Below are 25089 nucleotides of genomic sequence, written 5' to 3'. Positions count from 1 at the left end.
GAATATTCCCCGGCTTTTTCTGTATAATGGGGAAATATAGTGCTGTGATTTTGAAAGGATGAAGTAAATTGGCTAAAAGTGTAGTACTCGCCGAAAAACCTTCTGTGGCCAGGGATATTGCGAAAGTATTGAACTGCCATAAGAAAGGCAATGGATTCATTGAAGGGGATAAATACATAGTGACATGGGCGCTCGGCCATCTCGTGACGCTTGCGGACCCTGAAAGCTATGACAATAAATATAAGACATGGAACCTGGATGATCTGCCGATGCTGCCTGAACCGCTCAGGCTGACTGTGATCAACAAGGCGCGCGGACAGTTCAATGCGGTGAAGTCCCAACTGCTCCGCAAGGATGCAGACAGGATCATCATCGCGACGGATGCCGGGAGGGAAGGGGAACTTGTTGCTCGCTGGATCATCAAGAAGGCGAAGGTCAACAAGCCCATTGAACGCCTGTGGATCTCATCTGTAACGGATAAGGCGATCAGTGAGGGCTTCCGCAACCTCAAGCCCGGGAAGAACTATGAAAACCTCTATGAGGCCGCAGTGGCCCGTTCGGAAGCGGACTGGTACATCGGCCTGAATGCCTCCCGTGCATTGACGACGAAGTTCAATGCCCAGCTCAATTGCGGACGTGTGCAGACACCGACACTTGCGATGATCGAGAGCAGGGAAGAGGAGATCCGGAACTTCAAGCCGAAGACGTACTACGGGATTGAAGCGCTGACGGACAAGTTGAAATTGACGTGGCAGGATCAGAAAGGGAATAGCCGGAGCTTCGACAAGGAAAAGCTGGATGGTCTGGTCAACAAGGTGGACGGCAGTCCGCTGACGGTCGATTCGGTGGAAAGCAAGCCGAAGAAGACGTTCGCTCCAGGGCTTTATGACTTGACGGAGCTTCAGAGGGATGCCAACAAACAGTTCGGCTTCTCTGCAAAAGAGACATTGAATGTCCTGCAGGGACTCTACGAGCGTCATAAGGTCGTCACCTACCCGAGGACGGATTCAAGATATTTGTCCAAAGACATCGTACCGACATTGCCGGAGCGGCTGAAGGCATGCGGCATCGGGGAGTACCGTGCCACAGCGACACGCATCCTGAGAGGGAAGATACAGGCGAACAAGTCCTTCGTCGACGACAGCAAGGTCAGCGACCACCATGCGATCATCCCGACGGAGAACCATGTCCACATCTCGGATTTCAACGAACGGGAGCGCAGGCTCTACGACATGATCATCAAAAGGTTCCTCGCCGTCCTTCTGCCACCGCATGAGTACGAGCAGGTCACTGTGAAGACCACAGCCGCGGGCGAGACATTCATTGCCAAGGGCAGGACCGTCCTCAAGGAAGGCTGGAAAGCCGCCTACTCCAATCATTTTGATGAAGAGGAGACGGATAATGTCAAGGACCAGCAGCTTCCGAAACTCGAAAAGGGTGAGACTCTCCAGGTGCATCGTGTAAGCCAGACTTCCGGTCAGACGAAGGCGCCCGCACGCTTTACGGAAGCGACGCTGCTGTCTGCGATGGAGAATCCGGCAAAGTACATGGAAGTCCAGGACAAGAAGTTGAAATCGATACTCGACTCGACCGGTGGACTCGGTACCGTCGCGACACGGGCGGACATCATCGACAAGCTGTTTAATTCATTCCTGATAGAAAAGAACGGTCAGGCCATCAGGATCACTTCAAAAGGCAGGCAGCTGCTGGACCTCGTTCCTGATGCACTCAGGTCACCTGCGACAACAGCGGTCTGGGAACAGAAGCTCGAAGGCATCGCCAAGGGCCAGTTGAAGAAGGAGGATTTCATCAAGGAAATGAAATCCCATACGAAGGCCATAACCCAGGAGATTAAGGAAAGCGACAAGAAGTTCAAGCACGACAACATATCCGGCAAATCCTGCCCCGACTGCGGCAAGCCATTGCTTGAAGTCAACGGCAAGAAGGGCAAGATGCTCGTCTGCCAGGACAGGGAATGCGGCCACCGCAAGAATGTTGCCCGCGTCACCAATGCACGCTGCCCGAAATGCAAGAAGAAGATGACGCTGAGCGGCGAAGGTGACGGCCAGATCTTCACATGCAAATGCGGCTACAGGGAGAAGCTGTCCGCCTTCGAGGCAAGACGCAAGAAGGAAGGGCGCGGAAAGGTCGACAAGCGTACCGTCCGCAAGTATATGAAGGAGCAGGAGGACGAGGCGCCGATCAACAATGCGCTCGCCGAACAGCTCAAGTCACTGAACCTCGACAAGTAGGGCAGCAACTGCAGGTATTGAAAGCGGATTTGTATTTTGAAGTATCATGTGGCATAATACCTTTCATAGTTTGAATGAACGACAAAAACTGATGAAACACCTCATGACAGAGCATTATATGGAAACTTGTCCAAAGGATTGGAATCCATGCATCTGAATAAAAAGGAGAGGTATTTTGACACGTTGTAGAAATTGTGGAGATAATTGGAACGTAAGGGCAACACTCAAGCGATATACAACATCCACCCCGGGAATGCCATGTCCATCGTGCGGGGAAGTACAGTACCTGTCCAGGGAATATAGGGAACGCAGTATGCTCGTGACGCTGCTCATCCCTTTGCTGATGCTGATTCCGGCTTTCTTCAACATTCCCGTCGTCGCAATGGCAATAGTGTTCGTTGCAGCTTTTACCGCAATCGCCGTCATCCATCTGGCCACCATCGAGCTGGCGGATGAGCAGGAAACATGGCGGCAGAGACTGTATGAGTAATATATAAGTTAGAGAAAACGATTTTCAATGAAGGGCTGCCTGATTCAGGCAGCCCTTGTTTATTTATTCACAAAAATGTTATTTTCTGATCCTCTCCGCGATATTGCCCCGTAATATAATGGGGGCAAGAGGTGAGACGATGAAATTCAAAAAACAGAATCAGCATGGGGCATGGGCGATGGTGTTCATGCCATTGGTTATCGGTATGGTGGCCGGAGGGTTCCATCCGGCACAGCTTTTCTACATGGCAGGCTGGCTAATGATCTTCTTCATGGCGGACCATGTACTGTTCTTCATAAAGAAAAGGCGAAAGGGGGAGTATGGCTACCTGAAGGCGGCGGCTTTATTCTTTGTCCTTTCAGCAGCCCTGTTCATCTATCCATTGATGGTCGACTACCGCATATTCTTCTTTTTCCTCATGATGCTGCCTTTCGGTGCAGTGAACGTATACTTTGCGTCGATCAGGAATGAACGCAACATCTTCAATGACATATCCGCCATCACAATCTTTGCGCTCGCAGGAGGCGGCATCGCGTTCCTCAATCTGCATGTGCTGTCGTGGCCGGTGATATTCGTCAGCATCATCAGCATACTGTTCTTTACGAGCACAGCCCTTTTTGTCAAGACGATGATCCGGGAGAAGAAGAATCCGAAGTACAGGATTGCGTCGTATGCCTATCATGGAATTGTGTTCATCATCATGCTCAGCGCACACTGGATATTGGCACTCGCCTTCCTGCTCAGCCTGGTACGGGCCGTGGCACTATACGGCCGGGGCTGGAAGATGAAGCAGATCGGCATTCTGGAGATTGTGCATGCAGTATGGATGACCACACTCGTATCCGTACACATCACCAATTTCATGTGATGCATAAGCATGGGGACCGGAAGGTCCCCATGCTTCTTTGATATAATGGGGTCAGAGGGATTGTGAAGAGGGGGCTATTAATGTGGATGACCTTTATGGGATTGCCAGAGAGAGGCTGAACACCAGAACGACGAGCAGGGAAGGGAAAATGGGACACGTTGCAGCAGCGCTTATGACTGCAGAAGGCAATATATATACAGGTGTCGCGCTCGATCTGCCATCTTCCATCGGCTTCTGTGCAGAGCATTCTGCGATTGCTGCAATGGTGACTGCCGGTGAATATGATGTCGCGAGAATCATAGCTGTACATGAGGATGGCAGCATCCTTCCTCCCTGTGGCAGGTGCCGGGAGCTGATCAACCAGGTCGGTGAGGACAACTACGGGTGTGAAATCGGACTCTCAGGCAGGACTGTCCGTCTGGAGGAACTGCTGCCTGAGAGATGGGATGAAAAATATCTTCATCCGGATGTTTAGGCAGACATTCCGCAGCAGGCTGTAGTAATATATGAAGCATACTTAATGTTGGAAAGGTGATAGGATATGACACATTTCAATGAAATCAACACCGTTGCCCAGGGCAACACGAAACGGCTCCAGAAAACCATCCCGGATACGATGAAGAGTTTTAAAGATCTTCAGGATGCGGCCTATAAATCCGGTGCACTGGATAAGAAGACGAAGGAGTTTGCCGCACTGGCCTACGCAATCGCAGACAAGTGTGAAGGATGCATCGGCAATCATGTGAACAAGCTGATCAAGCTCGGTGCAACGCGTGAAGAGGTTGCTGAAATTGCAGGGGTGGCCATCGTCATGGGCGGCGGTCCCGGCAGTGTATATGGCGGCAAGGCCCTCCAGGCATATGACGATGCTACAGAAGAGGATTGAGCAGCCAGGCAGAAAAAAGGGACCAGATGGATTGCTATCCATCTGGTCCCTTTCCTGTGTCAACTTTCATACGCCTGTTTCAGTGCTTCAAGGTCGATCTTCTTCATCTCGAGGAAAGCCTGAGTGACTTTCCGTAACTGTTCCGGTGAGCCATTCGAAATCATCTTATTCATTTCCTTCGGGATGATCTGCCATGATACACCGAATTTGTCCTTGAGCCAGCCGCACTGTTCCGCTTCCGGCTCTGCGGATAACGCGTTCCAGTAGTAGTCGACCGCCTTCTGGTCCTCACATAGCACCATAAGGGAGATCGCTTCATTGAAGTTGAATTCATGCGGGCCGGCACTGTCCATTGCGGAGAACCACTGGCCTTCGATCATGAAATCGGAGTACATTACGGAGCCGGGCAGGTGAGGAGGCGTATCCTCCGGAAATCTGGCGATTTCCCCCATGCGGGAGTTTTCGAAGACTGAAAGATAGAATTCCAAGGCGTCTTCGCATTTCCTGAGATTCTGATCGATGAACATCAGGGAAGGGACGATATTCGGCCAATCGCCCGTCTCGGGACCTCCAAGTATGAGCTGCCATGAGACTCCAAACTTGTCCTCGACCCAGCCGTATTTCTTGCTGAAGGGGTATTCATCGAGCGGCATCAGTGCAGTGCCACCGTCAATCAAAGCGTTCCAGGTCTTCTCCAGATTCCGCTCTGCCTCCTCATCTTTTAAGGGGTCGAAATTGATGAAGAAAGAGATGGATGGGTTGAACGTGAAGTAGGGGCCCGCGTTGATGACCATGAATTTATAGCCATAGAGTTCAAAAGAAAGCTGCTGTGCATCACCGGACGGCGTATCGTGCAATGTCGTACGGTCGGTAAGCTTTGATTCCGGGAATATGGACATGTAGAATTCGACTGCGTCTTCTGCTTCCGTGTCAAACCATAGGTGGGGGACGATAAGTTGGTTTTCCATGGATATCCCTCCTATTTCTTATAGCCATTATAACAGTATTAAAGAGTAAAAATACACTGATACACACAGAAAGGGCACGCTATAGCGTTCCCTTTCAAGTCGTTGATGTCACCCGGTCAGTTCTCCGTGACCTTCTTTTTCTTTTTTCGGTAGGCTTTCGGTATATATACACAGTAAGGCTCGCTCTCAAGGTAATCTCCAGTGGCGGCATAGGCCCTTGAGCGGGAGCCGCCGCAGACATGCCTGAATTCGCAGACGCCGCATTTGCCCTTATAAAGGTCAGGGTTCCTGAGGCTTTTGAGTATCGGCGAGTTCCTGTATATGTCGGACAGCTTGTCGACGCGCACGTTGCCGCAGTTGACCGGCAGCAATCCACTTGGATAGACATGGCCGATGTGCGAAATGAAGACGAATCCATTGCCGTCGTTGACGCCTTTCGGTGCGCGTCCAAGGCCATCGATCGTACCTGTTTTGCCTTCGCTGAGGGCATCCATGTAGCGGATCTGCGCATCGGGATCCTTATTCTTACGCATCTGATCCTGTATGACCACCCGGCGGTAGTGCTGGGCGGCTGTCGTCTTGATGTCGAAAGGGACTTCGTCCTTGATCTTATTCAGCCATCTGAATACCTGCTCATGCTGGGCGGGGGTGATCATATCCTCGTTCTTCCCACGTCCTGTCGGTACGAGGAAGAACACGCTCCACAGCACGCAGTTGAGGGATTCGACCATCTCCCTCATTTCTTCAAGGTATTCGATGTTATAGTTTGAAATCACCGTATTGATCTGAAGCGGCATACCAAGTTCGTTCAGATAGCTGATGGCTTTCATCGTCAAGTCGAAGCTTCCTTCAGTCCCTCTGAAATGGTCATGGACCTGCTTGTTATGGCCGTCCAGGCTGAATGCCCATCGGCTCAGTCCGACATCCTTCGCCTTCTGCATCGCTTCCTTCGTGACATTCGGTGTGGCGCTCGGCGTCATCGAAACCCTGACACCTTTTTCCACGGCATATTCTGCAAGTTCGAATACATCCGTCCGCATCAGCGGATCTCCGCCGGTGAATACGAGCATCGGGTACTCCATTGCGGCGATATCGTCTATAAGCCGCTTGCCTTCTTCAGTGGACAGTTCGTAGGGATTGCGTTCAACCTGTGCTTCAGCCCTGCAGTGCAGGCAATGCAGTTCACATGCGCGCGTCAATTCCCAAATGACTATGAAAGGGACTTCGTTGAAGTCCGGAATTCTGATTTCTGGTTTCATTACCATCGCTCCTTTACCTGTTACTTCCAATATAAATCAAAGTGATCAGAAAACAATTGATATTTTGTGACAAAATTAACAATGTAAATCCTTGTTCATCATATTGTAATAACTTGCGGGGCGGGTAAAAGGTATTGGAAGGAGGGGATCTCAATGGAAACCATCATTACAGGGAAGGGTGTACACATACTTTTTCCAAAGGACTGCGGCAATGCACCGAAAAAACGCCTGTTGATTGATGCACTGGCTGCCTTTATTGAAGGGGACCATGCTGAACTCGAGGAACGGTTGGATACGGACAAGGTCCGCCTACCATCGCTTCCGGAAGGTGTAAAGGAAGTCAAAGTCCATCGGGTGATTACGCATGGGAAGGAGGCGGGGATGCACCTGACCATAGACTTTGCTGATCGGAAACAGGTGGAAGCAGGAGCCTTCCTGTCTTTCAGAAGTGCTGCGAATAATATCATTTCTGAACTGGACGTACTGGTGATGAAATGATCTTCCGGGACTTTCTGGAACCATCCCTACCTGCACTAATTCATTGCAGTAGCGGTGGCTTAGTGGTAAATTTAAGGGGAAAGAGACTTTCTGAAAAAGGGGTTTACGCATGCCTAATATTATAAATATAGACAGCCTGGACGAGGCTCAGGCACTTATAGGTGCAAATGATCAGCATATTACTTTTCTGGAAGAGGAGTTCGATGTGACGATCCACACCCTCGGCAATGAAATCACCGTTGATGGTGCTGATGATCAAAACGTCGAATTGACGGAAGATGTACTGATCAACCTGCTTAAAATCATCCAGCGGGGGATGTCCATCAATCTCAGGGACGTCCAGTCTGCAGCGATGATGGCACGCAAGGGTACGATCGAATACCTTGCGGATCTCTATAATGAAGAGATCGCCCGTGATGTAAAAGGGAAGAGCATCCGTGCGAAGACGACCGGGCAGCGCCTGTATATAGAAAACATCAAACGCCATGACCTGACATTCGGCATCGGCCCTGCAGGTACAGGCAAGACATTCCTCGCTGTCGTACTGGCTTGCCAGATGCTCCGTGAAAATAGTGTGAAACGGATCGTTCTGACACGTCCAGCGGTGGAAGCAGGGGAGAACCTGGGCTTCCTGCCGGGCGACCTCAAGGAAAAGGTGGATCCCTATCTTCGGCCGCTCTATGATGGCCTCCACACGGTACTCGGCGCAGAGCAGACGGACCGCCTCATAGAACGCGGTGTCATAGAGGTGGCGCCGCTTGCCTACATGCGTGGCCGGACTTTGAATGAGGCATTTGTAATTCTGGATGAAGCACAGAATACTACAGAAATGCAGATGAAGATGTTCCTCACACGGCTCGGATTCGGATCGAAGATGGTCGTCACCGGCGACGAGACGCAGATCGATCTCCCGGGATCCACGAAGAGCGGTCTTGTCGAATCCGTCAGGCTGCTTTCCGATGTCAGGGGAATCGCAGTGAATAAGATGGATGAATCGGATGTCGTACGCCATCCACTTGTATCAAAAATCATCAAAGCATATGAGAAGGAGTGATCCGCTTGATAGCTATAGATTTCATGGATGACGGCAGTTTTACGGATGAAAGCCAGAGGGGGGAAATCGAGTCGCTGATCAGTTTCGCCTATGGGCATCTGAATGAAACGGATGACGCGGAGATCAGCGTCTCCTTTGTCGATGAAGAGGAAATACAGGAGATCAACCGGAACTATCGGGAAAAGGACGCCGTCACGGATGTGATCAGCTTCGCAATGGAGGATGAGGATGACAATGTCATCCATGAAGATGCCCCGCGGATGCTCGGTGACATCATCATCTGCACGGATCGTGCGAAGTCCCAGGCTGAGGAATATGGCCACAGCTATAAGAGGGAATTGATGTTCCTTACGCTCCATGGCTTCCTCCACCTGCTCGGCTACGATCACATGGAAGCGGATGAGGAGAAGGAGATGAACCGGCTCCAGGACGAAATACTCGATGCCTTCGGTGTAACCCGGGAAGATTGATATGAGGCTCTACAACAGGTTCAAATATGCTTTCATGGGTCTCCGGTGGCTGATGCAGAAGGATACGCATTTCATCGTACACCTCGTGTTTGGAGGTCTGGCGGTCATCCTCGGGATGATTGTGGGACTTGACCGCACCGGCTGGCTGTTCATCGTCAGTGCGGTGTTCCTTGTGCTTATTGCTGAGGCATTCAACACAGCAGTCGAAGCTGCAGTAGATCTGTCCACCGACACCATCCATCCGATGGCCAAGGCCGCCAAGGATGCAGGGGCGGCCGGGGTGCTGCTGTCTGCAGTATATGCCGTCGTCATCGGTCTGATTGTATTTATACCCTACCTGATTTAATGAGGAGATGTTTTTATGAATGATGGAATATTCAAGGAAGAATGGCTGGAAGAGGCGAAGGTGGCGCAGAGCCGCGCCTATACACCATATTCAAAATTTAATGTGGGTGCACTGCTCATCACTGAAGATGACCAGTACATCTATGGGGCGAATATAGAAAACGCCGCCTATCCGGCAACGATATGCGCAGAGCGCAGTGCACTGGTAAGCGCCTATTCCAATGATATCAAGAAATTCAAGGCGATTGTGGTCATTACGGATTCTGAAGAGCCTTCAAGCCCCTGCGGTACTTGCCGCCAGGTCATGAAGGAACTCTGTGACGATGATATGCCTGTATACTTGGCGAATGCGGCCGGTAAAGTCATCAAACGCTCCGTGGATGATCTGCTGCCGCTCGGCTTTTCTGGGAAGGATATGGAACTATGACAGAAAACGAATTCAAATCGGGATTCATAAGCATCATCGGACGGCCGAACGTCGGCAAATCCACTTTCATGAATAAAGTCCTCGGGCAGAAGGTGGCCATCATGTCCGACAAGCCCCAGACGACAAGGAACAAGATACAGGGTGTCCATACGACTGAGACGAGTCAGATGATCTTCATAGATACGCCCGGCATCCACAAGCCGAAGCATCAGCTTGGGGAACATATGATGAAAGTGGCACGGAACACGCTGAGAGAAACGGAAGCCATACTCTTCCTCGTGAATGTGGCGGAAGAGCTCGGCCGGGGGGATGAATACATCATCGATATGCTCAAGCATACGGAGACCCCGATCATCCTTGTGCTGAACAAGATCGATCTTGTCCATCCGGACAAACTCATCGAACAGATAGAGGTGTACAAGGACAAACTTCCTTTTGCCGATGTAGTGCCGATATCAGCGCTCCAGGGCAATAATGTGGACCGTCTGCTCGAGGTCATCGAAGGCTATCTTCCGGAAGGCCCGATGTATTATCCGGAGGATCGGATCACAGACCACCCGGAACACTTCATTGTAGGTGAGCTCATCCGTGAGAAGGCGCTTCATCTGACCAGCCAGGAGATTCCGCATGCGATCGGGGTGGAAGTCGAACGCATGAAGGCCGATGACCGGGGGACGGTCAATGTTTCGGCAGTCATCTATGTCGAACGTGATTCCCAAAAAGGGATGGTCATCGGTAAGAACGGCAAGATGCTCAAGGAAATCGGCAAGATGGCCCGCATTGATATAGAAAACCTTCTCGGCAGCCGGGTCTACCTCGAACTTTGGGTGAAGGTCCAGAAGGACTGGCGCAACAAGTCGCAATTCATCCGTTCACTCGGTTACCGGGACGAGGAGTATTAGGGTCACGGATGATATATCAGCATAAAGGTGTAATGATCCGGCAGACCAACTACAGTGAGTCCAGCCGGATCATTACCATATTGACGGAGGATGGGACGCAGGTGCCGTTGATGGCAAGAGGGTTCAACAAGACGAAAAGCCCCTTCATCGTCCTGAAGCAGGGACTCAAGGAGGCGCTTTTCACCTACAACCGTTTCAAGGGGATGGGCACACTGAATGAAGTCGATGTCATCCAGCCATTCAAGCGGGTCAATGGTGATTTCATCGTCTACACCTATGCCTCCTATGTCATGGAACTCATCACGCGGGCGTTGGAAGAGGACATGGCGCAGGAGACCTTCTACCGCCTCATGATCAAGTCCCTTTCGCTGCTCGAAGCAGAGAGTGCACCGGCTGCAGTCGTGTCCTTCACAGCGATCAAGATGCTGCCGTACTACGGCGGGCAGATGAATGTCGATGCATGTGCAGTATGCGGCACTACCGACAGGTCGCTGTTCTCCCATTACTCCTTCAGCCATCACAGTGTGCTCTGTGCACGCTGCATCGATGAGGAGACGGCCCATCGTGCCGTCCCCGTCAGCAACAGGGTGCTCTACCTGGCCGGATATATGAAGCATACACCAATCGATCAGGTGGACTCGATCCGCATTTCGAAAGAGAACGCAGGTCTACTGCTCGCATTCGTCGAGATGATATATGATGAATATACTGGCGTCTATTTCAAGTCGAGGCGCCTGCTGAAGACATTATAAAAAACGGCAAAGCCTCGACTTTGCCGTTTTTGCTGTCTAATATTTGAATTTTTCCTTGAGGAAATCATTCAGCTCATCGATTGCCACACGTGTCTGTTCCATCGTGTCGCGGTCCCTGACAGTCACCTTGTTGTCTTCAAGTGAATCGAAGTCGAAGGTGATGCAGTATGGTGTGCCGATTTCATCCTGTCGTCTGTAGCGTTTGCCGATGGATTGGGACTCGTCGAACTCGACATTGAAGTCTCCAGCAATCTTCTCGAATACCTTGATTGCATCACCGCTCAGCTTCTTGGACAGCGGCAGCACTGCTGCCTTGAATGGTGCAAGCTGCGGGTGGAATCTGAGTACTGTACGCTTTTCGCCATTATCGAGTTCCTCTTCTTCATAGGCATCACACAGGAAGGCAAGCGTGACGCGGTCAAGGCCGAGGGAAGGTTCGATACAGTAGGGAATGAACTTTTCGCCTGTCTCCTGGTCATGGTATGTGAAGTCCTCATTCGAATGCTCCATATGCTGGCGCAGGTCGAAGTCGGTACGGCTCGCGATGCCCCACAGTTCGCCCCAGCCGAACGGGAATTTGTATTCGATGTCCGTTGTCGCATTGGAGTAGTGGCTCAGCTCGTCGTCGTCATGATCCCTGAGTCTCGTTTTTGCCTCGCTCATGTTCAGGTCCTTGAGCCATTTGACGGCGAAATCCTTCCAGTAGTTCTGCCATTCGATTTCTGTGCCCGGTTTGCAGAAGAATTCGAGTTCCATCTGGTCGAATTCACGTGTTCTGAATGTGAAGTTCCCTGGTGTGATTTCATTACGGAAAGACTTGCCCACCTGGCCGATGCCAAAAGGCAGCTTCTTGCGCATCGTGCGCTGTGCATTCTTGTAGTTGACGAATATGCCCTGTGCCGTTTCCGGCCTCAGGAAGATTTCATTGGTTGAGGATTCAGTGACACCCTGGAATGTCTTGAACATCAGGTTGAACTGTCTGATTTCCGTGTAGTTGTGTGCACCACAGTTCGGGCAACGGATATCGCGCTCCTCGATGATGTGCTTCATCTCATCGAAGCTCAGTCCGTCTGCAACAAAGGAATCGTCCTCCTTCTGGATGACATCTTCAATCAGCTTGTCCGCACGGTGGCGGGACTTGCATTCCTTGCAGTCGATCATCGGATCGTTGAAGTTGCCGAGGTGGCCGGATGCTTCCCATGTCTTCGGGTTCATCAGTATTGCTGCATCCAGCCCGACATTGTATGGGGACTCCTGGATGAATTTCTTCCACCATGCCTGCTTGATGTTGTTTTTGAGCTCGACGCCGAGGGGGCCGTAGTCCCATGTGTTCGCCAGGCCGCCGTATATCTCACTGCCTGGGAATACAAAACCTCTCGTTTTTGCCAGATTCACAATCGTTTCCATTTCCATTTGATTCGACTCCTTACATTTGAATAATCAGAGTTAAAGATGGCGGATAATAATAAACGCCCCCGGATAACATCAATGTTATCCGGGGACGAGCATAGCCCGCGGTTCCACCCCAATTAGTGTAGACACTCCGCTTTTATATCCACTTTTATCTTCATTATGATATGCCAATTCATTGTTAAGCTCACACCATCCTTAACTCGCTTCAATTCCATTATAGCCACAGTTCGATTATTGTGCAATCTTTTGTGTATATTTCTTTATTCCACCGAATGTATTATAATTGGGTATGTTGGGAGTGAGGGCATGGAACTGAATCAGAGACAGGAAAAGATACTTAAAATAGTAAAGCAGCACGGGCCGATCACCGGCAGCAAGATTGCAGAACAGCTGTCGCTGACCCGGGCGACGCTCAGACCCGACCTGGCAATACTGACCATGTCGGGATATCTGGATGCAAGGCCCCGGGTCGGCTACTTCTATACCGGCAAGGAGTCCGAGGAAGTGATGACTTCCAAAATCAGGAACATACTTGTCAGCGAAGTCCAGAGCGTACCCATTCTGATCAAGGAGGACACCTCAATCTACGAGGCGGTCGTCAAAATGTTCCTTGAGGATGTCGGCACCCTGTATGCCATCGACAACGACAAGGCATTGGCAGGTGTCATTTCCAGGAAGGACCTGCTCAGGGGGACAATGGGCGGCAATGATATTGAGAAGACACCGGTGAGCGTCATCATGACCAGGAAGCCGAACATCACCATATGCTATCCGAATGACCTTCTGATCTATGCGGCAAACCAGCTGATCGAAAAGCAGATCGATTCCCTGCCTGTCGTCGAGGAGCGGGATGGCATCGACCAGGTGATCGGAAGGATCACCAAGACCACCATTACAAGAGTATTTGTTAATCTCATGGAATAAGGAAGTGTTTGAATGTCTAAGATTAAAGTGATCGTTGCTTCGGATTCCGTCGGAGAGACGGGTGAACTGGTGGCCAAGGCATGCCTGTCCCAGTTCAATGTTGATGAATCCGATGAAGTACTGATCCGCTATCCATATATTGAATCGGAGGAGAACGTGGATGATGTCATCGACCTTGCCAAAAGCAAGAATGCCATCGTCGTATTCACGATCATCACCCCCGAGCTCAGGAAGTATATAAAGCAGGAACTGCAGACCGAGAATATCGCATCGGTGGATATCATGGGACCGCTGATGAGCATATTGGAAGGCAAGGCCGAAGAGGCCCCGTACTATGAGCCGGGCCGTGTCCACCGTCTCGATGAGGATTATTTCAAGAAGATCGAGGCCATCGAGTTTGCAGTGAAGTATGATGATGGCAAGGATGCAAGCGGCCTCGACAAGGCGGATATCGTGCTGATCGGCGTGTCAAGGACGTCCAAGACCCCGCTGTCGCAGTACCTTGCCCATAAGAAATACAAAGTGATGAACGTACCGATGGTACCCGAGGTCACACCGCCGAAGGAACTCTATAATGTGGATCCGCATAAATGCGTCGGCCTGAAGATCAACCCGACCTCATTGAACAAGATAAGGAAGGAACGGCTCGCACAGCTCGGCCTCAAGGATACGGCGAGCTATGCCAACGACCAGAGGATACAGGAGGAGCTGGACTACTTCAACGAAGTGATCGGTAAGATCGGCTGTCCGGTCATCGATGTCTCTGAGAAGGCAATCGAGGAAACCGCAAACGAAATTTTGGATTATGTCGAAGGCAGACCCGACATCAAAGGATGATGTGAGTGAGAATACCAGATGAAACAGTAGAAGCAGTTAAACAGGGGACCGACATCACTGACCTTGTTTCCAGTTATATAAAATTGGAAAAGAGGGGACGGAACTATGTCGGTCTCTGTCCATTCCACAATGAAAAGACGCCTTCTTTCACCGTCAGTCCGGATAAGCAGATATGCCACTGTTTCGGGTGCAAGAAGGGCGGCAATGTCCTGCAGTTCTACATGGAAGTTGAGAACGTATCTTTTACAGAGGCTGTCCGCAAACTCGGGAAACCGCTCGGTATCGAGATCGCGGCCTCCGAGCAGGTCGCCAACGACAGTGAAATGCAGCTCATCAGGATCCATGAGTATATGACCGATCTCTACCATCATATCCTTATGCATACGAAAGAGGGCGAGGGTGCCCTCAAGTATCTCGAGGACAGGGGGTTTTCCGGGGATATCATACGCAGGGAGAAGATCGGCATCGCACCGGATATGCGCGACTTCACCAAAAATGCACTCTCCGATAAGGGGTTCAGCCTCGAGCTTGCATTCCAGGCGGGGGTCATCTCCCGTAATGAAGAGAATTTCTCCTATTATGACCGGTTCAGCGGACGGATCATGATTCCGATCCGGAACCACCAGGGCTATATCGTCGGCTATACTGCCAGAAGCATGGACGGACGGGAGCCGAAGTACCTGAATACACCGGAGACTTCCATATTCCAGAAACGGCGCCTCCTCTATAATCTGAGTGATGCCCGCAAGGATATCCGCAAGCAGGATGAAGTCATCCTGATGGAAGGCCACCTCGACATCATCAAAGTGAAGATGACCGAGGTGAACAATGTGATAGGGTTGATGGGAACAGCCCTGAGCGAACAGCATATCCAGATGCTGAACCGCCTGGCCTCCAATGTCACCCTCATGTTCGATGGGGACCAGGCTGGACAGGCTGCCCAGCTCTCGCTTGGTGCGGACCTCCTTGAAGGGGGACTCAATGTCTTCATCATCTCCATGCCAAAAGGCATGGACCCCGATGAATATATAGAAAAATACGGAGCGGAAACCTTCCGGGACCTGGTCAAGAACGAAAAGCGCCATTATATCCACTTCAAGGCCGAACACCTGCTTGAAGAGAGCATGAACAATGACATGGCCTTTTCCAACAACCTGAAGATGCTTACCGACCACCTCAGGCATGTCAAGGACCAGGTCATCAGGGAGCGGCTGATCCAGCATATCAGCGGACTCTACAAGGTGGACCGCAAATCGATAGAACAGAATGTTCCCAATCAGGCCGCAGCTCCTTCTTCAGGCACAGTGGCCAGGCCGAGGCAGCTGCCCCTCAGGGAGCGGAAGGAGCGCTATCTCCTGCGCGCCCTGATGAAGGATCGGGACCTGTTTTTAAATTTCCAGGACAGGATAAGTGAAGAAGTATTAACCGCACCCCGTTATTATGTTATATTTAAAGGGTTGTGCGCATATTTTGACAAACATGATGAATTTGAATTATCATCATTCAGCCAATACATTGAAGGAGAATACTTCAGCACTGCTGTAGAAGTGGAAGAACTGCTCATAAATGAAGATATCACGACCGAAGAAGTAAATGATTATATAGAAGACTTAAGTGGTATTAGGAATAGTGAGAAAGAAAAACAGTCGCTGTACCAGCAGCTGCAGGAAGCAGAAAACAGCAATGACATCGAACTCCAGATCAAATTGGCACAGCAGTTGAATGAGATTAACAGTCGCTATAAAAGGTGAGTGTGAAGTCTGAATAGGAGGGCTTTAAATGGCAGACAAAAACGTAAAGACGACCGAACTGAAAGATGTCGAACTGTTCACATCTGTAGAGCAAGTCAAAAATCATCTGGTGGAGAAGGGGAAGACACAGGGTCATCTGTCTCATGAAGAGATTGCTGATAAACTGTCCAGCTTCGAACTCGACGCAGATGCCATGGATGAATTTTTCGATGAAATAAATGAGAATGACATCCAGCTCATAAATGAAAAGGATACCACAGACTCCGATGAAAAACTCAATCTTCATGATATGAGCGCACCACCTGGAGTGAAGATAAACGACCCGGTAAGGATGTACCTCAAGGAAATCGGCCGGGTGGACCTGCTCAGTGCCCAGGAAGAGATAGAGCTCGCCAAGAAGATCGAGCAGGGTGATGAGGTCGCAAAAAGCCGCCTGGCTGAGGCCAACCTCCGCCTCGTCGTCAGCATCGCCAAAAGGTATGTCGGACGCGGCATGCTCTTCCTCGACCTGATCCAGGAAGGGAACATGGGCCTGATCAAAGCCGTCGAAAAGTTCGACTTCTCCAAAGGCTTCAAGTTCTCCACCTATGCTACATGGTGGATCAGACAGGCCATCACACGTGCCATCGCCGACCAGGCGCGGACCATCCGTATCCCAGTCCACATGGTGGAAACGATCAACAAGCTGATCCGTGTCCAGCGTCAGCTGCTCCAGGATCTGGGTCGCGAACCGACACCGGAAGAAATCGGGGAGGAAATGGATCTGCCTGCTGAGAAGGTCAGGGAAATCCTCAAGATTGCACAGGAGCCCGTCTCCCTTGAAACACCGATCGGGGAAGAGGACGACAGCCACCTTGGGGACTTCATCGAAGACCAGGAAGCGCAGAGCCCATCCGATCATGCTGCCTATGAACTTCTGAAGGAACAGCTCGAGGATGTACTCGATACCCTCACAGACAGGGAAGAAAATGTACTCAGACTCCGTTTCGGCCTGGATGACGGCAGGACAAGGACGCTGGAGGAAGTGGGCAAAGTTTTTGGTGTGACCCGTGAGCGCATCAGGCAGATTGAAGCCAAAGCCCTCAGGAAGCTGAGGCATCCAAGCAGAAGCAAGCGCCTCAAAGACTTCATGGATTGATGAGGCAGCCTGCCCAGTGTAAATTTTTATCTGAAAAATCTTTTGACTTTATTCATATTTAATATACAATTATAAATGTGAATATGTTTCTGCAAAGAGATTAGGGAGGTTGTTTTATGAATCGTAATCCGATTGTGCCTTTTATACTTATCATCTTCCTAGGCATCGGGCTTGTATTCCTGCTTTCTTCTCAAGGCGCCAATGAAGAAGAAGGCGGCGGAGAAGAGACTGCCAGCGAAGAAGGTGGAGAAGGCGGAGGCGAAGAGGCTTCATCAGGAGACTTTGACGCTGAAGGTTTTGCACGTGACAACTGTGCATCCTGTCATGGACAGGACTTCTCAGGCGGTATGGGACCTGCACTGGCGGGCACCAGCCTTGCTGAAGAAGACTTCACTACTACAGTAAGGGAAGGTCGCGGATCCATGCCTGCATTCAGTCAGGATCAGATCGCAGATGAAGACCTGTCTACACTGTATCAGTTCTTCTCAGAACAATAACTTTTGATTATGGACTTCCACACGATGTGTGGAAGTCTTTATTTATATCAGATGGAGGAAATGAAATGCTAGATGCAAGATTACAGAAAGTCTCAGAATTCATCGTCGGCGAAAAACTTCTCGACATCGGTTCCGATCATGCGTATCTTCCGATAGAGGCGATCAGGAATGGGGCCGTCAGCCAGGCGATATGCGGTGAGGTGGTGAATGGGCCATTCGATTCGACTGTGAACAATATCAGGAGGGAAGGCATGGAGGATCTCATCGAGGCGCGTTTCGGCTCAGGACTGGAAGTCGCCTCACCTGATGATGAAGTGGACACGGTCACCATCTGCGGCATGGGCGGCCCGCTCATCGCCGAAATACTTGAAGGCGGCCTCCATAACCTCGGCGGCCAGCCCCGGCTGGTGCTTCAGGCCAATACGTACACCTACCCGATACGGAAAGTGCTTGCATCATCCAGCTACCGCATTATCGATGAAACGGTGATCAGGATTGGACGGCATTTCTATGAAATCATCGTCGCTGAACCAGGTTCATCTAACTATGATGAAAAGCAGCTGATCTTTGGTCCGATCCTCCTTGAAAAGAGGGAACAGGCGTTTATCGAAAAGCTCGAAAGGGAACTGGAGCACCAACGGAACATTTATGGAAATTTGAAGCAGAACTCATCAAACACTGAAAAAATTGATGAAGTTGCTGATACGATAAATGCATTGAAAGAGGTGCTCGAACAGTGAAGATTAGAGAACTGATGGGAATCCTTGATGACATCGCCCCCTTCAAGGATAGTGAAGAATGGGACAATACCGGGCTGCTGGTCGGGGATTTGGATGATGAGGCCACAGGCATTCTGACGACCCTTGACTGCGCGCACGGTACAGTGGAGGAAGCGGTTGAGAAGGGTGCAAATGTCATCATTGCCCACCACCCGCTGATTTTCCCGAAGGTTTCAAGCATTACGGAGTCCGGTGTGGGCAGCATCGTACGTAAACTGATCAGGAACGACATCAACCTTATCGCCATGCATACGAACTTGGATCACCAGCCGCATGGCGTCAGCCATATGATTGCAGAAGTGCTTGGATATGATCAGACGGAAATTCTCATCAAGCATGAATACTTCTATAAGAAGCTCAGAATCAATATACCAAAGGAAGATGTGGAACAGCTGAAGCAGGATCTTTCGGCTGCAGGGGTAGGCAACCAGGGCGACTATTCCGAATGCTTCTTCGAATATCCGGTGAAAGGACAGTTCAGACCGAATGACGAAGCGGATCCTCATATCGGTACGCAGGGGGAACTGGAGCATGTGGATGAGTATATCGTGGAAGCGATATTCGAAGCTGCGCACGAACAGCAGGTGATCGACGCGCTCATCGAAGCCCATCCATATGAGGAGCCCGCCTACGATGTGCTCACCCTGAAGAAGCCGAGCGACAAGGGGCTCGGCGTCAGGTTCGATTATGATGATACGCTCGAAGCGCTCGTCGACCTCATCAGGGAAAAAACAGGACACGACATCGTCAATGTCGTCAACGCCAACACAGGCAGGATGAATAAAGTCGGCATCATCGGCGGCTCCGGCATGAGCTACATCAATGAAGCCTTCTCGCAAGGTGTCGATGTGCTCGTCACGGGAGATGTAAAATACCATGAAGCCTATGATGCTAAACTTGCCGGCCGGAACATCATCGATGTCGGCCACTATATGGAAGTGTTCATGGCGGAAGGTCTGAAACTTCTGGTGGAGGATCGCATCGAACTGCCTGTACATGCGACCAGCTTCACCACCAATCCTTTCGAATAAAAAACCATCGAAGCATTGTGCTTCGATGGTTTTTTTCTAATCCATGATCTTTACAGGCTTCGCCTTCTTGATCTTTGGCAGTATTTTGTTCTTTGGTACTGTAGAGCGCGGTTCAGAACGGTTTTCCCTGTCATACTCCTTGATGTAGTCGATGACTTCCTTGACGATCGGGGTTGGTGTGGAAGCACCGGCTGTTACAGCCACACTATCTATATCCTCGAGCCATTCCGTCTTCAATTCGCTCAGGGAACTGATACGGTAGGCATTTGTATGCGCGATCTCTTTCGAGACCTGTGCCAGACGGTTGGAGTTGTTGCTTTTCGGGTCTCCTACAACAATCAGAAGATCTGCTTCCTGTGCCTGTTCGGCGACCGCCTCCTGGCGCACTTGCGTTGCCAGGCATATTTCCTTATGGACCTCGATGTGCGGGTACTGTTCCTTCAGCTGATCCATGAGATGGCCGACATCCCATTGGCTCATCGTCGTCTGGTTGGTGACGATGAGCTTCTTATGGGCCAGTTCCTCAGGCAGCGCCTTGACCTCGTCGAGCGTTTCGACGAGATGGACGTGATCCGGTGACACACCGACGGCGCCTTCCGGTTCCGGGTGGCCCTTCTTGCCGATATAGACGACATCGTATCCTTCCCGAGTCCGCTCACGTATGAGCTGGTGGGTCACCTCGACGTCCGGGCATGTAGCATCGATGCATGTCAGCCCCTTTTCCTTGGCCCGCTGTTTGACCTGTGGAGAAACGCCGTGGGCAGTGAAGATCACCGTGCCCTCATTGATTCCTTCCAGTATTTCAAGCCTGTTGGCACCATCGAGCGTGACGATGCCGTCCTCTTCAAACGCATCCGTCACATGCTTGTTGTGGACGATCATGCCGAGAATGTATATTGGGCGGGGCAGTGTCTTGTCCATAGATGCATTCCGCGCGATCACCATCGCATCTACGACACCGTAACAATACCCGCGTGGGCTTATCTTAATAATATCCATGAAGTATATTCCTCCCTTAATGTCATTATAACCAAAAGCCGCACGTTTTTAAATCATCATGTAGTATGAATGATGTGTGGCCTAACACCTTCATTTCGGTTATAATGTAACCTGAGTTCCAATAAAGAAAACAGGTGAAACAATGAGTAATGCATTCAAAAGATTCAGGTTCAGCGAACAGATGCTGAATGCAATCGAAAGTATAAATTTTTCCCATCCGACCCTCGTACAGGAGCGTGTCATCCCGAAGATCCTGAAGAAGGAGAACGTCGTGGCACAATCAGAGACGGGCAGTGGGAAATCACACGCCTTCCTCCTCCCCATCATACATGAAATCAACACGGAGGATGCACATACACAGGCTGTCATCACGGCACCGACGCGCGAACTGGCAAAGCAGCTGTACCAGATGACGCTTGAAATATTGAAGTCCTTCCCTGAAATCAGGGCTGCTGCCTTCATCGGCGGCACGGATATCGAAAGGGATGTGCAGAAGGCATCCAAGTCTCCCCACATTGTAATCGGTACGCCGACAAGAATCAAAGATTTGAGGGATAAGGGCGGCCTCAACCTCCATTCCGTCGAAAGGTTGGTCATCGATGAAGCCGATCTGATGATCGACCTCGGCTTCCTGGAACAGATCGACAGCATCTCTTCCACAGTCAGCGACTCGGCTCAGTTCCTCGTCTTCTCTGCGACCATACCGGAAGCGCTCCGGATCTTCCTCAGGAAGTATATCGGAGAAACCGAGATCATCATCATCGACCAGCCTAGGAACAAGGCATCCATCCACTACAGCCTGGTGCCTGTGAAAGGCGACGACAAAGCAGCCAAAGTGCTTGCGCTGACACAGGATATCACGCCATACATCGGCCTGATATTCGCCAACTCCAAGGAACGTGCCGATGAACTGTTCGAATACCTCAACAGCAACGGCGTCAATGTCGGCCTCTTCCACGGCGGCCTGAAGCCGAGGGAGCGGACCAAAGAGATCAAGAAAATCCGTGAACTTGAATATGTATGGGTGGTGGCGAGCGATCTGGCTTCAAGGGGTCTCGACATCGACGGTGCCTCCCATGTCATCAACTATGACATCCCGAAGGACATCGAATTCTTTACACACCGCGTTGGACGTGTGGGCAGGGGTGCCTATACGGGTACGGCCGTCACACTCTATACACCGGATGAGGAATACCTCGTCAATGCGCTTGAATCCAAAGGATACAAATTCATCCATGAGGACCTCAGGAAAGGCGAACTCGTCGAAATAAAATCAAGGACCGAACGCGCAAAGCGGAAACGCAAGGATTCCCATCTCGAGAACCAGCTTTCCCACAAGGTGAAGAAGCCGAAGAAGGTGAAGCCGGGCTACAGGAAGAAGATGAAGCACGAACTCAATACCCTGAAGCAGCAGGAGCGCATGAAGCACTCAAAGAGCAGGAAGAAAAAAAGATAGTAAATCAGAAAGGTGAATGAAATGCTTATAGGATCACACGTTTCAATGAGCGGCAAGAAAATGCTGGAGGCGGCAAGCATCAGTGCCCATAATTATGGTGCCAATACATTCATGATCTACACCGGTGCACCGCAGAACACGAGAAGGAAGAAGATAGAAGACCTGAACATAGAAGCCGGCAAGCGCCACATGGCGGATCATGGGATGTCCAAAATCGTCGTCCATGCACCCTACATCATAAATATCGCCAATTCCGAACGTGAAGGTGTATTCGAACACGGTGTGGAATTCCTGCAGGAGGAGATCGTGCGGACCGAGCACCTCGGCAGCAATCAGATCGTCCTTCACCCCGGCAGTCACGTCGGTACTGGAGCAGAGCGTGGCATCAGATCGATCGTCGAAGGGCTAAATGAAGTGCTGACGAACGACAACGATGTCCAGATTGCACTCGAAACGATGGCGGGCAAAGGTTCCGAAGTCGGCCGCACATTTGAAGAGATTGCACAGATCATCGATGGTGTGACGAATAATGAAAGGCTGAGCGTATGCTTCGACACATGCCACGTGCACGATGCAGGATACGACATCGTCAATGACTTCGACGGGGTGCTGGATGAATTCGACCGCATCATAGGCAAGGACCGCATAAAAGTCCTCCACATCAACGATTCCAAAAATGAACGGGGCGCCCACAAGGACCGCCACGAAAACATCGGTTTCGGCCATATCGGTTTCGATGCCCTTTCATACATCATCAACCATTCCGATTTCGGGGACATACCGAAAATACTCGAAACACCATTCGTCGGACCGGATAAGAAGAACAGGATAGCACCCTATGCCCACGAGATTGAAATGATCAGGAACGGCAAGTTCAATCCTTCCCTTAAAGAGGAGATCAATCCGATGATGGAAGGAATAGAGGAGTAGTACGGATAAACCAGGATGGCTGTTGCCATCCTGGTTTTATTTCGTAATCATTCCTATTTACAAATCGTAATCATTCCTTTATAATATTGTAATGATTAATGATAAAGGAGTCGGCGAGATGGATCATCCGATATTCGAACTGAAAAACATCTCCTATACCTATAGGGACAAGATGGAAACAACACCCGCTTTGAAAGACATCAACCTCAGCATCCATAAAGGGGATTTCGTCGCCCTGGTGGGGCCGAACGGCTCCGGCAAGACGACGCTGATCAAACTGATACTCGGGGTCCTTAAACTTCAGAGTGGTGAAATATACATCAATGGCAACAGCCTGCGCAATTTTCAAGCATGGCAGGAAGTCGGGTATGTCTCCCAGAAATCAAACAGCTTCTCGAAAGGCTTCCCGGCAACAGTCAGCGAAGTCGTACTCAGCGGCCTGACGAAGGCCAAGGGATTGTTCAAGCGTTTCAGGAAGGAAGATTACCGGAAACTTGAAGAAGTGCTGGACCTCCTCAACATCAGCCACTTGAAGGATAAGAACATTTCACTCCTGTCAGGCGGACAGACGCAGCGTGTGTTCATCGCGCGGGCATTGATCAACAACCCGAGCATCCTCGTCCTCGACGAACCGACTGTCGGCATCGATGCGAAACACGTCAAGGAGTTCTATGATGTCCTGTTCAGGCTCAAGGAACAATCTGTGACGATTCTTCTCGTCACCCATGACATAGGGGTGGTCGTCGATCATGCGGACGAAGTCGCCTGTCTGAACGAGCATCTTCATTTCCATGGCACCAACCACGAATTCAAGAACCTGGGTGAAGCGGAACTGTCCAAGATCTATGGCTTCCCATTACAGCTCGTCTCACATGACCACGAAAGGGCGTGCTGCGAATGATCGAGGCTCTGCTCGAATATGAGTTCATCCGGTATTCTTTCGTCAGCGGCCTGATTGCCGGGCTGATTGCGCCCCTCATCGGTACCTTCATCGTCATCAGAAGGCTGTCTTTGATCGCAGACGCACTCAGCCATGTCACCTTGGGCGGCATTACATTCGGCGTTTATCTGTCGTCGCTGATCGGTATGACCATCAACCCGCTCATTACAGGAATCATCTTCTCCGTCATGGGTGCCCTCGGCATCGAGCGGCTGCGTACAGTCTACAGGCACTACCAGGAGCTTGCCATACCGATCATCATGAGCTTCGGGGTGGCACTGAGCGTACTGTTCCTTTCACTCGCCGATGGATTCAACCAGGATCTGTTCGGATATCTCTTCGGAAGCATCAGTGCAGTGAGCAGCGTCGACCTGATTCTGATCTCCGTCATCGGAGTGATTGTCCTCATCTTCATCTATCTGATGTACAAGGAGATGTTCCTTGTTTCATTCGATGAAGAGTATGCGAATGTCATGAATATCAACAAGTGGATCCACTTCATGTTCATCATCGTCGTGGCACTCGTCATCAGTGCTTCAATGCGGATCGTCGGCATCCTGCTTGTCAGCGCCCTGATGACACTGCCTGTCGCTTCAGCGATGCGCGTCACTTCAAGCTTCCGCCAGCTGATGTTCACGAGTGTCATTTTCGGCGAAGTTGCGGTCATCGTCGGATTGTTCATGAGCTTCCATCTCGATATATCCCCAGGGGGCACGATTGTACTCGTTTCGCTGGCCATTCTGGCGGCGACCATAATTCTCGACCGTATAGGAGTGAAAAAACGTGGAGAACCGATTGATTCAGTATAAAGAAAGGCTGAAGGAAAACAGACTTAAAATTACCCAAAAACGGATGCGCATGATTGAACTGTTTCTTCAAGAGGACAGGTATCTGAGCGCCAAGGATATACAGGAGCTGATGAACAAAGACTACCCAGGGATCAGCTACGATACGATCTACCGCAACCTGTATACGCTGAAGGATATAGAAGTGCTCGAACAGACGACATTGTCCGGTGAGATGCACTACAAGATCGCCTGCACCACGCACCACCACCATCACTTCATATGTGATGAATGCGGCGACACGAAAGTCATCCGCTACTGCCCGGTCGAAACATGGCAGAATGAGCTGGATGATGTGGAAATAAAAAACCATAAAGTTGAACTCTACGGCCTCTGTGGAGTATGCAGAAGAACCAGAATCTCATAGATTCTGGTTTT

At 50.6% G+C, this 25089-nt stretch carries 28 protein-coding genes; 24 read left to right on the top strand and 4 right to left on the bottom strand.

The features are described from left to right. The first annotated feature begins 68 nt into the window (after positions 1-68). The 5 genes from EDC33_RS02355 (at position 69) to EDC33_RS02335 (ending at position 4496) form a co-directional block, all read left to right on the top strand. Positions 69-2252 carry a DNA topoisomerase III gene (locus EDC33_RS02355; protein WP_124010053.1) on the top strand — a complete coding sequence of 728 codons (2184 nt, stop codon included), beginning with the start codon at positions 69-71 and terminating at the stop codon, positions 2250-2252. A gap of 175 nt (positions 2253-2427) precedes the next feature. Next, positions 2428-2742, top strand: a complete 315-nt coding sequence (locus EDC33_RS02350; RefSeq protein WP_124010052.1) for a TIGR04104 family putative zinc finger protein — start codon at positions 2428-2430, stop codon at positions 2740-2742. A 139-nt stretch (positions 2743-2881) separates the two neighbouring features. After that, positions 2882-3610: a YwiC-like family protein gene (locus EDC33_RS02345; protein WP_170156341.1), complete on the top strand. Its 729-nt coding sequence runs from the start codon at positions 2882-2884 to the stop codon at positions 3608-3610. An 82-nt stretch (positions 3611-3692) separates the two neighbouring features. After that, positions 3693-4085 (top strand): cytidine deaminase family protein, encoded by a 393-nt coding sequence (locus tag EDC33_RS02340; protein ID WP_229716652.1) that lies wholly within the window; start codon positions 3693-3695, stop codon positions 4083-4085. A 66-nt stretch (positions 4086-4151) separates the two neighbouring features. Next, positions 4152-4496: a carboxymuconolactone decarboxylase family protein gene (locus EDC33_RS02335; RefSeq protein WP_094905632.1), complete on the top strand. Its 345-nt coding sequence runs from the start codon at positions 4152-4154 to the stop codon at positions 4494-4496. A 59-nt stretch (positions 4497-4555) separates the two neighbouring features. On the opposite strand, the gene EDC33_RS02330 is transcribed toward EDC33_RS02335, so the two are convergent. Together EDC33_RS02330 and EDC33_RS02325 are read right to left on the bottom strand one after the other, a co-directional pair. Continuing rightward, the gene (locus tag EDC33_RS02330; RefSeq protein WP_124010050.1) at positions 4556-5464 is read right to left on the bottom strand and encodes a VOC family protein; all 909 of its coding nucleotides are present in this window, start codon (positions 5462-5464) and stop codon (positions 4556-4558) included. Positions 5465-5580: 116 nt separating this feature from the next. After that, positions 5581-6723: a TIGR04053 family radical SAM/SPASM domain-containing protein gene (locus tag EDC33_RS02325; RefSeq protein ID WP_371868304.1), complete on the bottom strand. Its 1143-nt coding sequence runs from the start codon at positions 6721-6723 to the stop codon at positions 5581-5583. Between the two features lie 153 nt (positions 6724-6876). On the opposite strand from EDC33_RS02325, the gene EDC33_RS02320 reads away from it, so the two are divergent. The 7 genes from EDC33_RS02320 (at position 6877) to recO (ending at position 11171) form a co-directional block, all read left to right on the top strand. Then, on the top strand, positions 6877-7221 hold the full coding sequence (locus EDC33_RS02320) for a hypothetical protein (protein ID WP_094905630.1): 345 nt from the start codon (positions 6877-6879) through the stop codon (positions 7219-7221). A gap of 109 nt (positions 7222-7330) precedes the next feature. Continuing rightward, positions 7331-8275 (top strand): PhoH family protein, encoded by a 945-nt coding sequence (locus EDC33_RS02315; RefSeq protein ID WP_094905629.1) that lies wholly within the window; start codon positions 7331-7333, stop codon positions 8273-8275. Positions 8276-8280: 5 nt separating this feature from the next. Then, positions 8281-8745, top strand: coding sequence for an rRNA maturation RNase YbeY (ybeY, locus tag EDC33_RS02310; RefSeq protein ID WP_371868305.1), 465 nt, complete (start codon positions 8281-8283; stop codon positions 8743-8745). A gap of 1 nt (position 8746) precedes the next feature. Then, positions 8747-9091: a diacylglycerol kinase gene (locus EDC33_RS02305; protein WP_040104621.1), complete on the top strand. Its 345-nt coding sequence runs from the start codon at positions 8747-8749 to the stop codon at positions 9089-9091. Positions 9092-9106: 15 nt separating this feature from the next. Beyond that, positions 9107-9517 carry a cytidine deaminase gene (cdd, locus tag EDC33_RS02300; RefSeq protein WP_040104622.1) on the top strand — a complete coding sequence of 137 codons (411 nt, stop codon included), beginning with the start codon at positions 9107-9109 and terminating at the stop codon, positions 9515-9517. Next, positions 9514-10419, top strand: a complete 906-nt coding sequence (era, locus tag EDC33_RS02295) for a GTPase Era (protein WP_040104623.1) — start codon at positions 9514-9516, stop codon at positions 10417-10419. Before cdd ends, era begins: the two co-directional genes overlap by 4 nt. A gap of 8 nt (positions 10420-10427) precedes the next feature. Beyond that, positions 10428-11171 (top strand): DNA repair protein RecO, encoded by a 744-nt coding sequence (recO, locus tag EDC33_RS02290; protein WP_094905626.1) that lies wholly within the window; start codon positions 10428-10430, stop codon positions 11169-11171. Positions 11172-11207: 36 nt separating this feature from the next. Here recO and EDC33_RS02285 read toward each other — a convergent pair whose 3' ends face one another. Next, entirely contained in the window at positions 11208-12584 is a 1377-nt protein-coding gene (locus tag EDC33_RS02285) for a glycine--tRNA ligase (protein WP_094905625.1), read from the bottom strand. A 306-nt stretch (positions 12585-12890) separates the two neighbouring features. On the opposite strand from EDC33_RS02285, the gene ccpN reads away from it, so the two are divergent. The 7 genes from ccpN to EDC33_RS02250 all read left to right on the top strand — a co-directional run bounded on the left by ccpN (position 12891) and on the right by EDC33_RS02250 (position 19541). Further along, a complete protein-coding gene (gene ccpN / locus EDC33_RS02280) occupies positions 12891-13508 on the top strand; it encodes a transcriptional regulator CcpN (RefSeq protein WP_124010048.1) in 618 nt (205 codons plus the stop codon). A gap of 12 nt (positions 13509-13520) precedes the next feature. Further along, the gene (locus EDC33_RS02275) at positions 13521-14345 is read left to right on the top strand and encodes a pyruvate, water dikinase regulatory protein (protein ID WP_124010047.1); all 825 of its coding nucleotides are present in this window, start codon (positions 13521-13523) and stop codon (positions 14343-14345) included. 5 nt (positions 14346-14350) lie between these two features. After that, the gene (dnaG, locus tag EDC33_RS02270) at positions 14351-16096 is read left to right on the top strand and encodes a DNA primase (RefSeq protein WP_094905622.1); all 1746 of its coding nucleotides are present in this window, start codon (positions 14351-14353) and stop codon (positions 16094-16096) included. A 28-nt stretch (positions 16097-16124) separates the two neighbouring features. Then, complete coding sequence (rpoD, locus tag EDC33_RS02265; RefSeq protein ID WP_031545069.1) at positions 16125-17234, top strand: RNA polymerase sigma factor RpoD; 1110 nt, start codon at positions 16125-16127, stop codon at positions 17232-17234. A 116-nt stretch (positions 17235-17350) separates the two neighbouring features. After that, positions 17351-17731 carry a c-type cytochrome gene (locus tag EDC33_RS02260; protein WP_124010046.1) on the top strand — a complete coding sequence of 127 codons (381 nt, stop codon included), beginning with the start codon at positions 17351-17353 and terminating at the stop codon, positions 17729-17731. A gap of 65 nt (positions 17732-17796) precedes the next feature. Next, positions 17797-18471 (top strand): tRNA (adenine(22)-N(1))-methyltransferase, encoded by a 675-nt coding sequence (locus tag EDC33_RS02255; protein WP_124010045.1) that lies wholly within the window; start codon positions 17797-17799, stop codon positions 18469-18471. Next, positions 18468-19541 (top strand): Nif3-like dinuclear metal center hexameric protein, encoded by a 1074-nt coding sequence (locus tag EDC33_RS02250; protein WP_124010044.1) that lies wholly within the window; start codon positions 18468-18470, stop codon positions 19539-19541. The genes EDC33_RS02255 and EDC33_RS02250 overlap by 4 nt, the downstream gene beginning before the upstream one ends. Positions 19542-19577: 36 nt before the next feature. On the opposite strand, the gene EDC33_RS02245 is transcribed toward EDC33_RS02250, so the two are convergent. Further along, on the bottom strand, positions 19578-20540 hold the full coding sequence (locus tag EDC33_RS02245; RefSeq protein ID WP_124010043.1) for a 4-hydroxy-3-methylbut-2-enyl diphosphate reductase: 963 nt from the start codon (positions 20538-20540) through the stop codon (positions 19578-19580). A gap of 142 nt (positions 20541-20682) precedes the next feature. Here EDC33_RS02245 and EDC33_RS02240 point away from each other — a divergent pair, with 142 nt between their 5' ends. From EDC33_RS02240 to EDC33_RS02220, 5 genes are all read left to right on the top strand, one after another. Next, positions 20683-21996 (top strand): DEAD/DEAH box helicase, encoded by a 1314-nt coding sequence (locus EDC33_RS02240; RefSeq protein WP_124010042.1) that lies wholly within the window; start codon positions 20683-20685, stop codon positions 21994-21996. 21 nt (positions 21997-22017) lie between these two features. Continuing rightward, entirely contained in the window at positions 22018-22926 is a 909-nt protein-coding gene (locus tag EDC33_RS02235) for a deoxyribonuclease IV (protein ID WP_040104634.1), read from the top strand. A 118-nt stretch (positions 22927-23044) separates the two neighbouring features. Continuing rightward, entirely contained in the window at positions 23045-23827 is a 783-nt protein-coding gene (locus EDC33_RS02230; protein ID WP_040104635.1) for a metal ABC transporter ATP-binding protein, read from the top strand. Then, positions 23824-24675: a metal ABC transporter permease gene (locus EDC33_RS02225; protein WP_040104636.1), complete on the top strand. Its 852-nt coding sequence runs from the start codon at positions 23824-23826 to the stop codon at positions 24673-24675. Before EDC33_RS02230 ends, EDC33_RS02225 begins: the two co-directional genes overlap by 4 nt. Beyond that, on the top strand, positions 24662-25078 hold the full coding sequence (locus EDC33_RS02220; RefSeq protein ID WP_040104637.1) for a Fur family transcriptional regulator: 417 nt from the start codon (positions 24662-24664) through the stop codon (positions 25076-25078). Before EDC33_RS02225 ends, EDC33_RS02220 begins: the two co-directional genes overlap by 14 nt. Positions 25079-25089 lie beyond the last annotated feature (11 nt).

It is taken from the genome of Salinicoccus roseus (assembly GCF_003814515.1).
Classification (GTDB): Bacteria; Bacillota; Bacilli; order Staphylococcales; family Salinicoccaceae; genus Salinicoccus; species Salinicoccus roseus.
Note: the sequence above shows the minus strand (reverse complement) of the source record. Positions and strands in the feature narration are given on the sequence as shown.

What these genes read in the sequence shown, in the direction of transcription:
- EDC33_RS02230 (WP_040104635.1), top strand. Translation starts at nt 23,045, where the DNA reads ATGGATCATCCGATATTCGAACTGAAAAACATCTCCTATACCTATAGG.
- EDC33_RS02245 (WP_124010043.1), bottom strand. Translation starts at nt 20,540, where the DNA reads ATGGATATTATTAAGATAAGCCCACGCGGGTATTGTTACGGTGTCGTA.
- ccpN (WP_124010048.1), top strand. Translation starts at nt 12,891, where the DNA reads ATGGAACTGAATCAGAGACAGGAAAAGATACTTAAAATAGTAAAGCAG.
- EDC33_RS02320 (WP_094905630.1), top strand. Translation starts at nt 6,877, where the DNA reads ATGGAAACCATCATTACAGGGAAGGGTGTACACATACTTTTTCCAAAG.
- recO (WP_094905626.1), top strand. Translation starts at nt 10,428, where the DNA reads ATGATATATCAGCATAAAGGTGTAATGATCCGGCAGACCAACTACAGT.
- EDC33_RS02325 (WP_371868304.1), bottom strand. Translation starts at nt 6,723, where the DNA reads ATGAAACCAGAAATCAGAATTCCGGACTTCAACGAAGTCCCTTTCATA.
- EDC33_RS02335 (WP_094905632.1), top strand. Translation starts at nt 4,152, where the DNA reads ATGACACATTTCAATGAAATCAACACCGTTGCCCAGGGCAACACGAAA.
- EDC33_RS02330 (WP_124010050.1), bottom strand. Translation starts at nt 5,464, where the DNA reads ATGGAAAACCAACTTATCGTCCCCCACCTATGGTTTGACACGGAAGCA.
- EDC33_RS02285 (WP_094905625.1), bottom strand. Translation starts at nt 12,584, where the DNA reads ATGGAAATGGAAACGATTGTGAATCTGGCAAAAACGAGAGGTTTTGTA.
- EDC33_RS02260 (WP_124010046.1), top strand. Translation starts at nt 17,351, where the DNA reads ATGAATCGTAATCCGATTGTGCCTTTTATACTTATCATCTTCCTAGGC.
- era (WP_040104623.1), top strand. Translation starts at nt 9,514, where the DNA reads ATGACAGAAAACGAATTCAAATCGGGATTCATAAGCATCATCGGACGG.
- EDC33_RS02275 (WP_124010047.1), top strand. Translation starts at nt 13,521, where the DNA reads ATGTCTAAGATTAAAGTGATCGTTGCTTCGGATTCCGTCGGAGAGACG.
- EDC33_RS02255 (WP_124010045.1), top strand. Translation starts at nt 17,797, where the DNA reads ATGCTAGATGCAAGATTACAGAAAGTCTCAGAATTCATCGTCGGCGAA.
- EDC33_RS02240 (WP_124010042.1), top strand. Translation starts at nt 20,683, where the DNA reads ATGAGTAATGCATTCAAAAGATTCAGGTTCAGCGAACAGATGCTGAAT.
- EDC33_RS02235 (WP_040104634.1), top strand. Translation starts at nt 22,018, where the DNA reads ATGCTTATAGGATCACACGTTTCAATGAGCGGCAAGAAAATGCTGGAG.
- cdd (WP_040104622.1), top strand. Translation starts at nt 9,107, where the DNA reads ATGAATGATGGAATATTCAAGGAAGAATGGCTGGAAGAGGCGAAGGTG.
- EDC33_RS02305 (WP_040104621.1), top strand. Translation starts at nt 8,747, where the DNA reads ATGAGGCTCTACAACAGGTTCAAATATGCTTTCATGGGTCTCCGGTGG.
- EDC33_RS02345 (WP_170156341.1), top strand. Translation starts at nt 2,882, where the DNA reads ATGAAATTCAAAAAACAGAATCAGCATGGGGCATGGGCGATGGTGTTC.
- EDC33_RS02315 (WP_094905629.1), top strand. Translation starts at nt 7,331, where the DNA reads ATGCCTAATATTATAAATATAGACAGCCTGGACGAGGCTCAGGCACTT.
- rpoD (WP_031545069.1), top strand. Translation starts at nt 16,125, where the DNA reads ATGGCAGACAAAAACGTAAAGACGACCGAACTGAAAGATGTCGAACTG.
- EDC33_RS02225 (WP_040104636.1), top strand. Translation starts at nt 23,824, where the DNA reads ATGATCGAGGCTCTGCTCGAATATGAGTTCATCCGGTATTCTTTCGTC.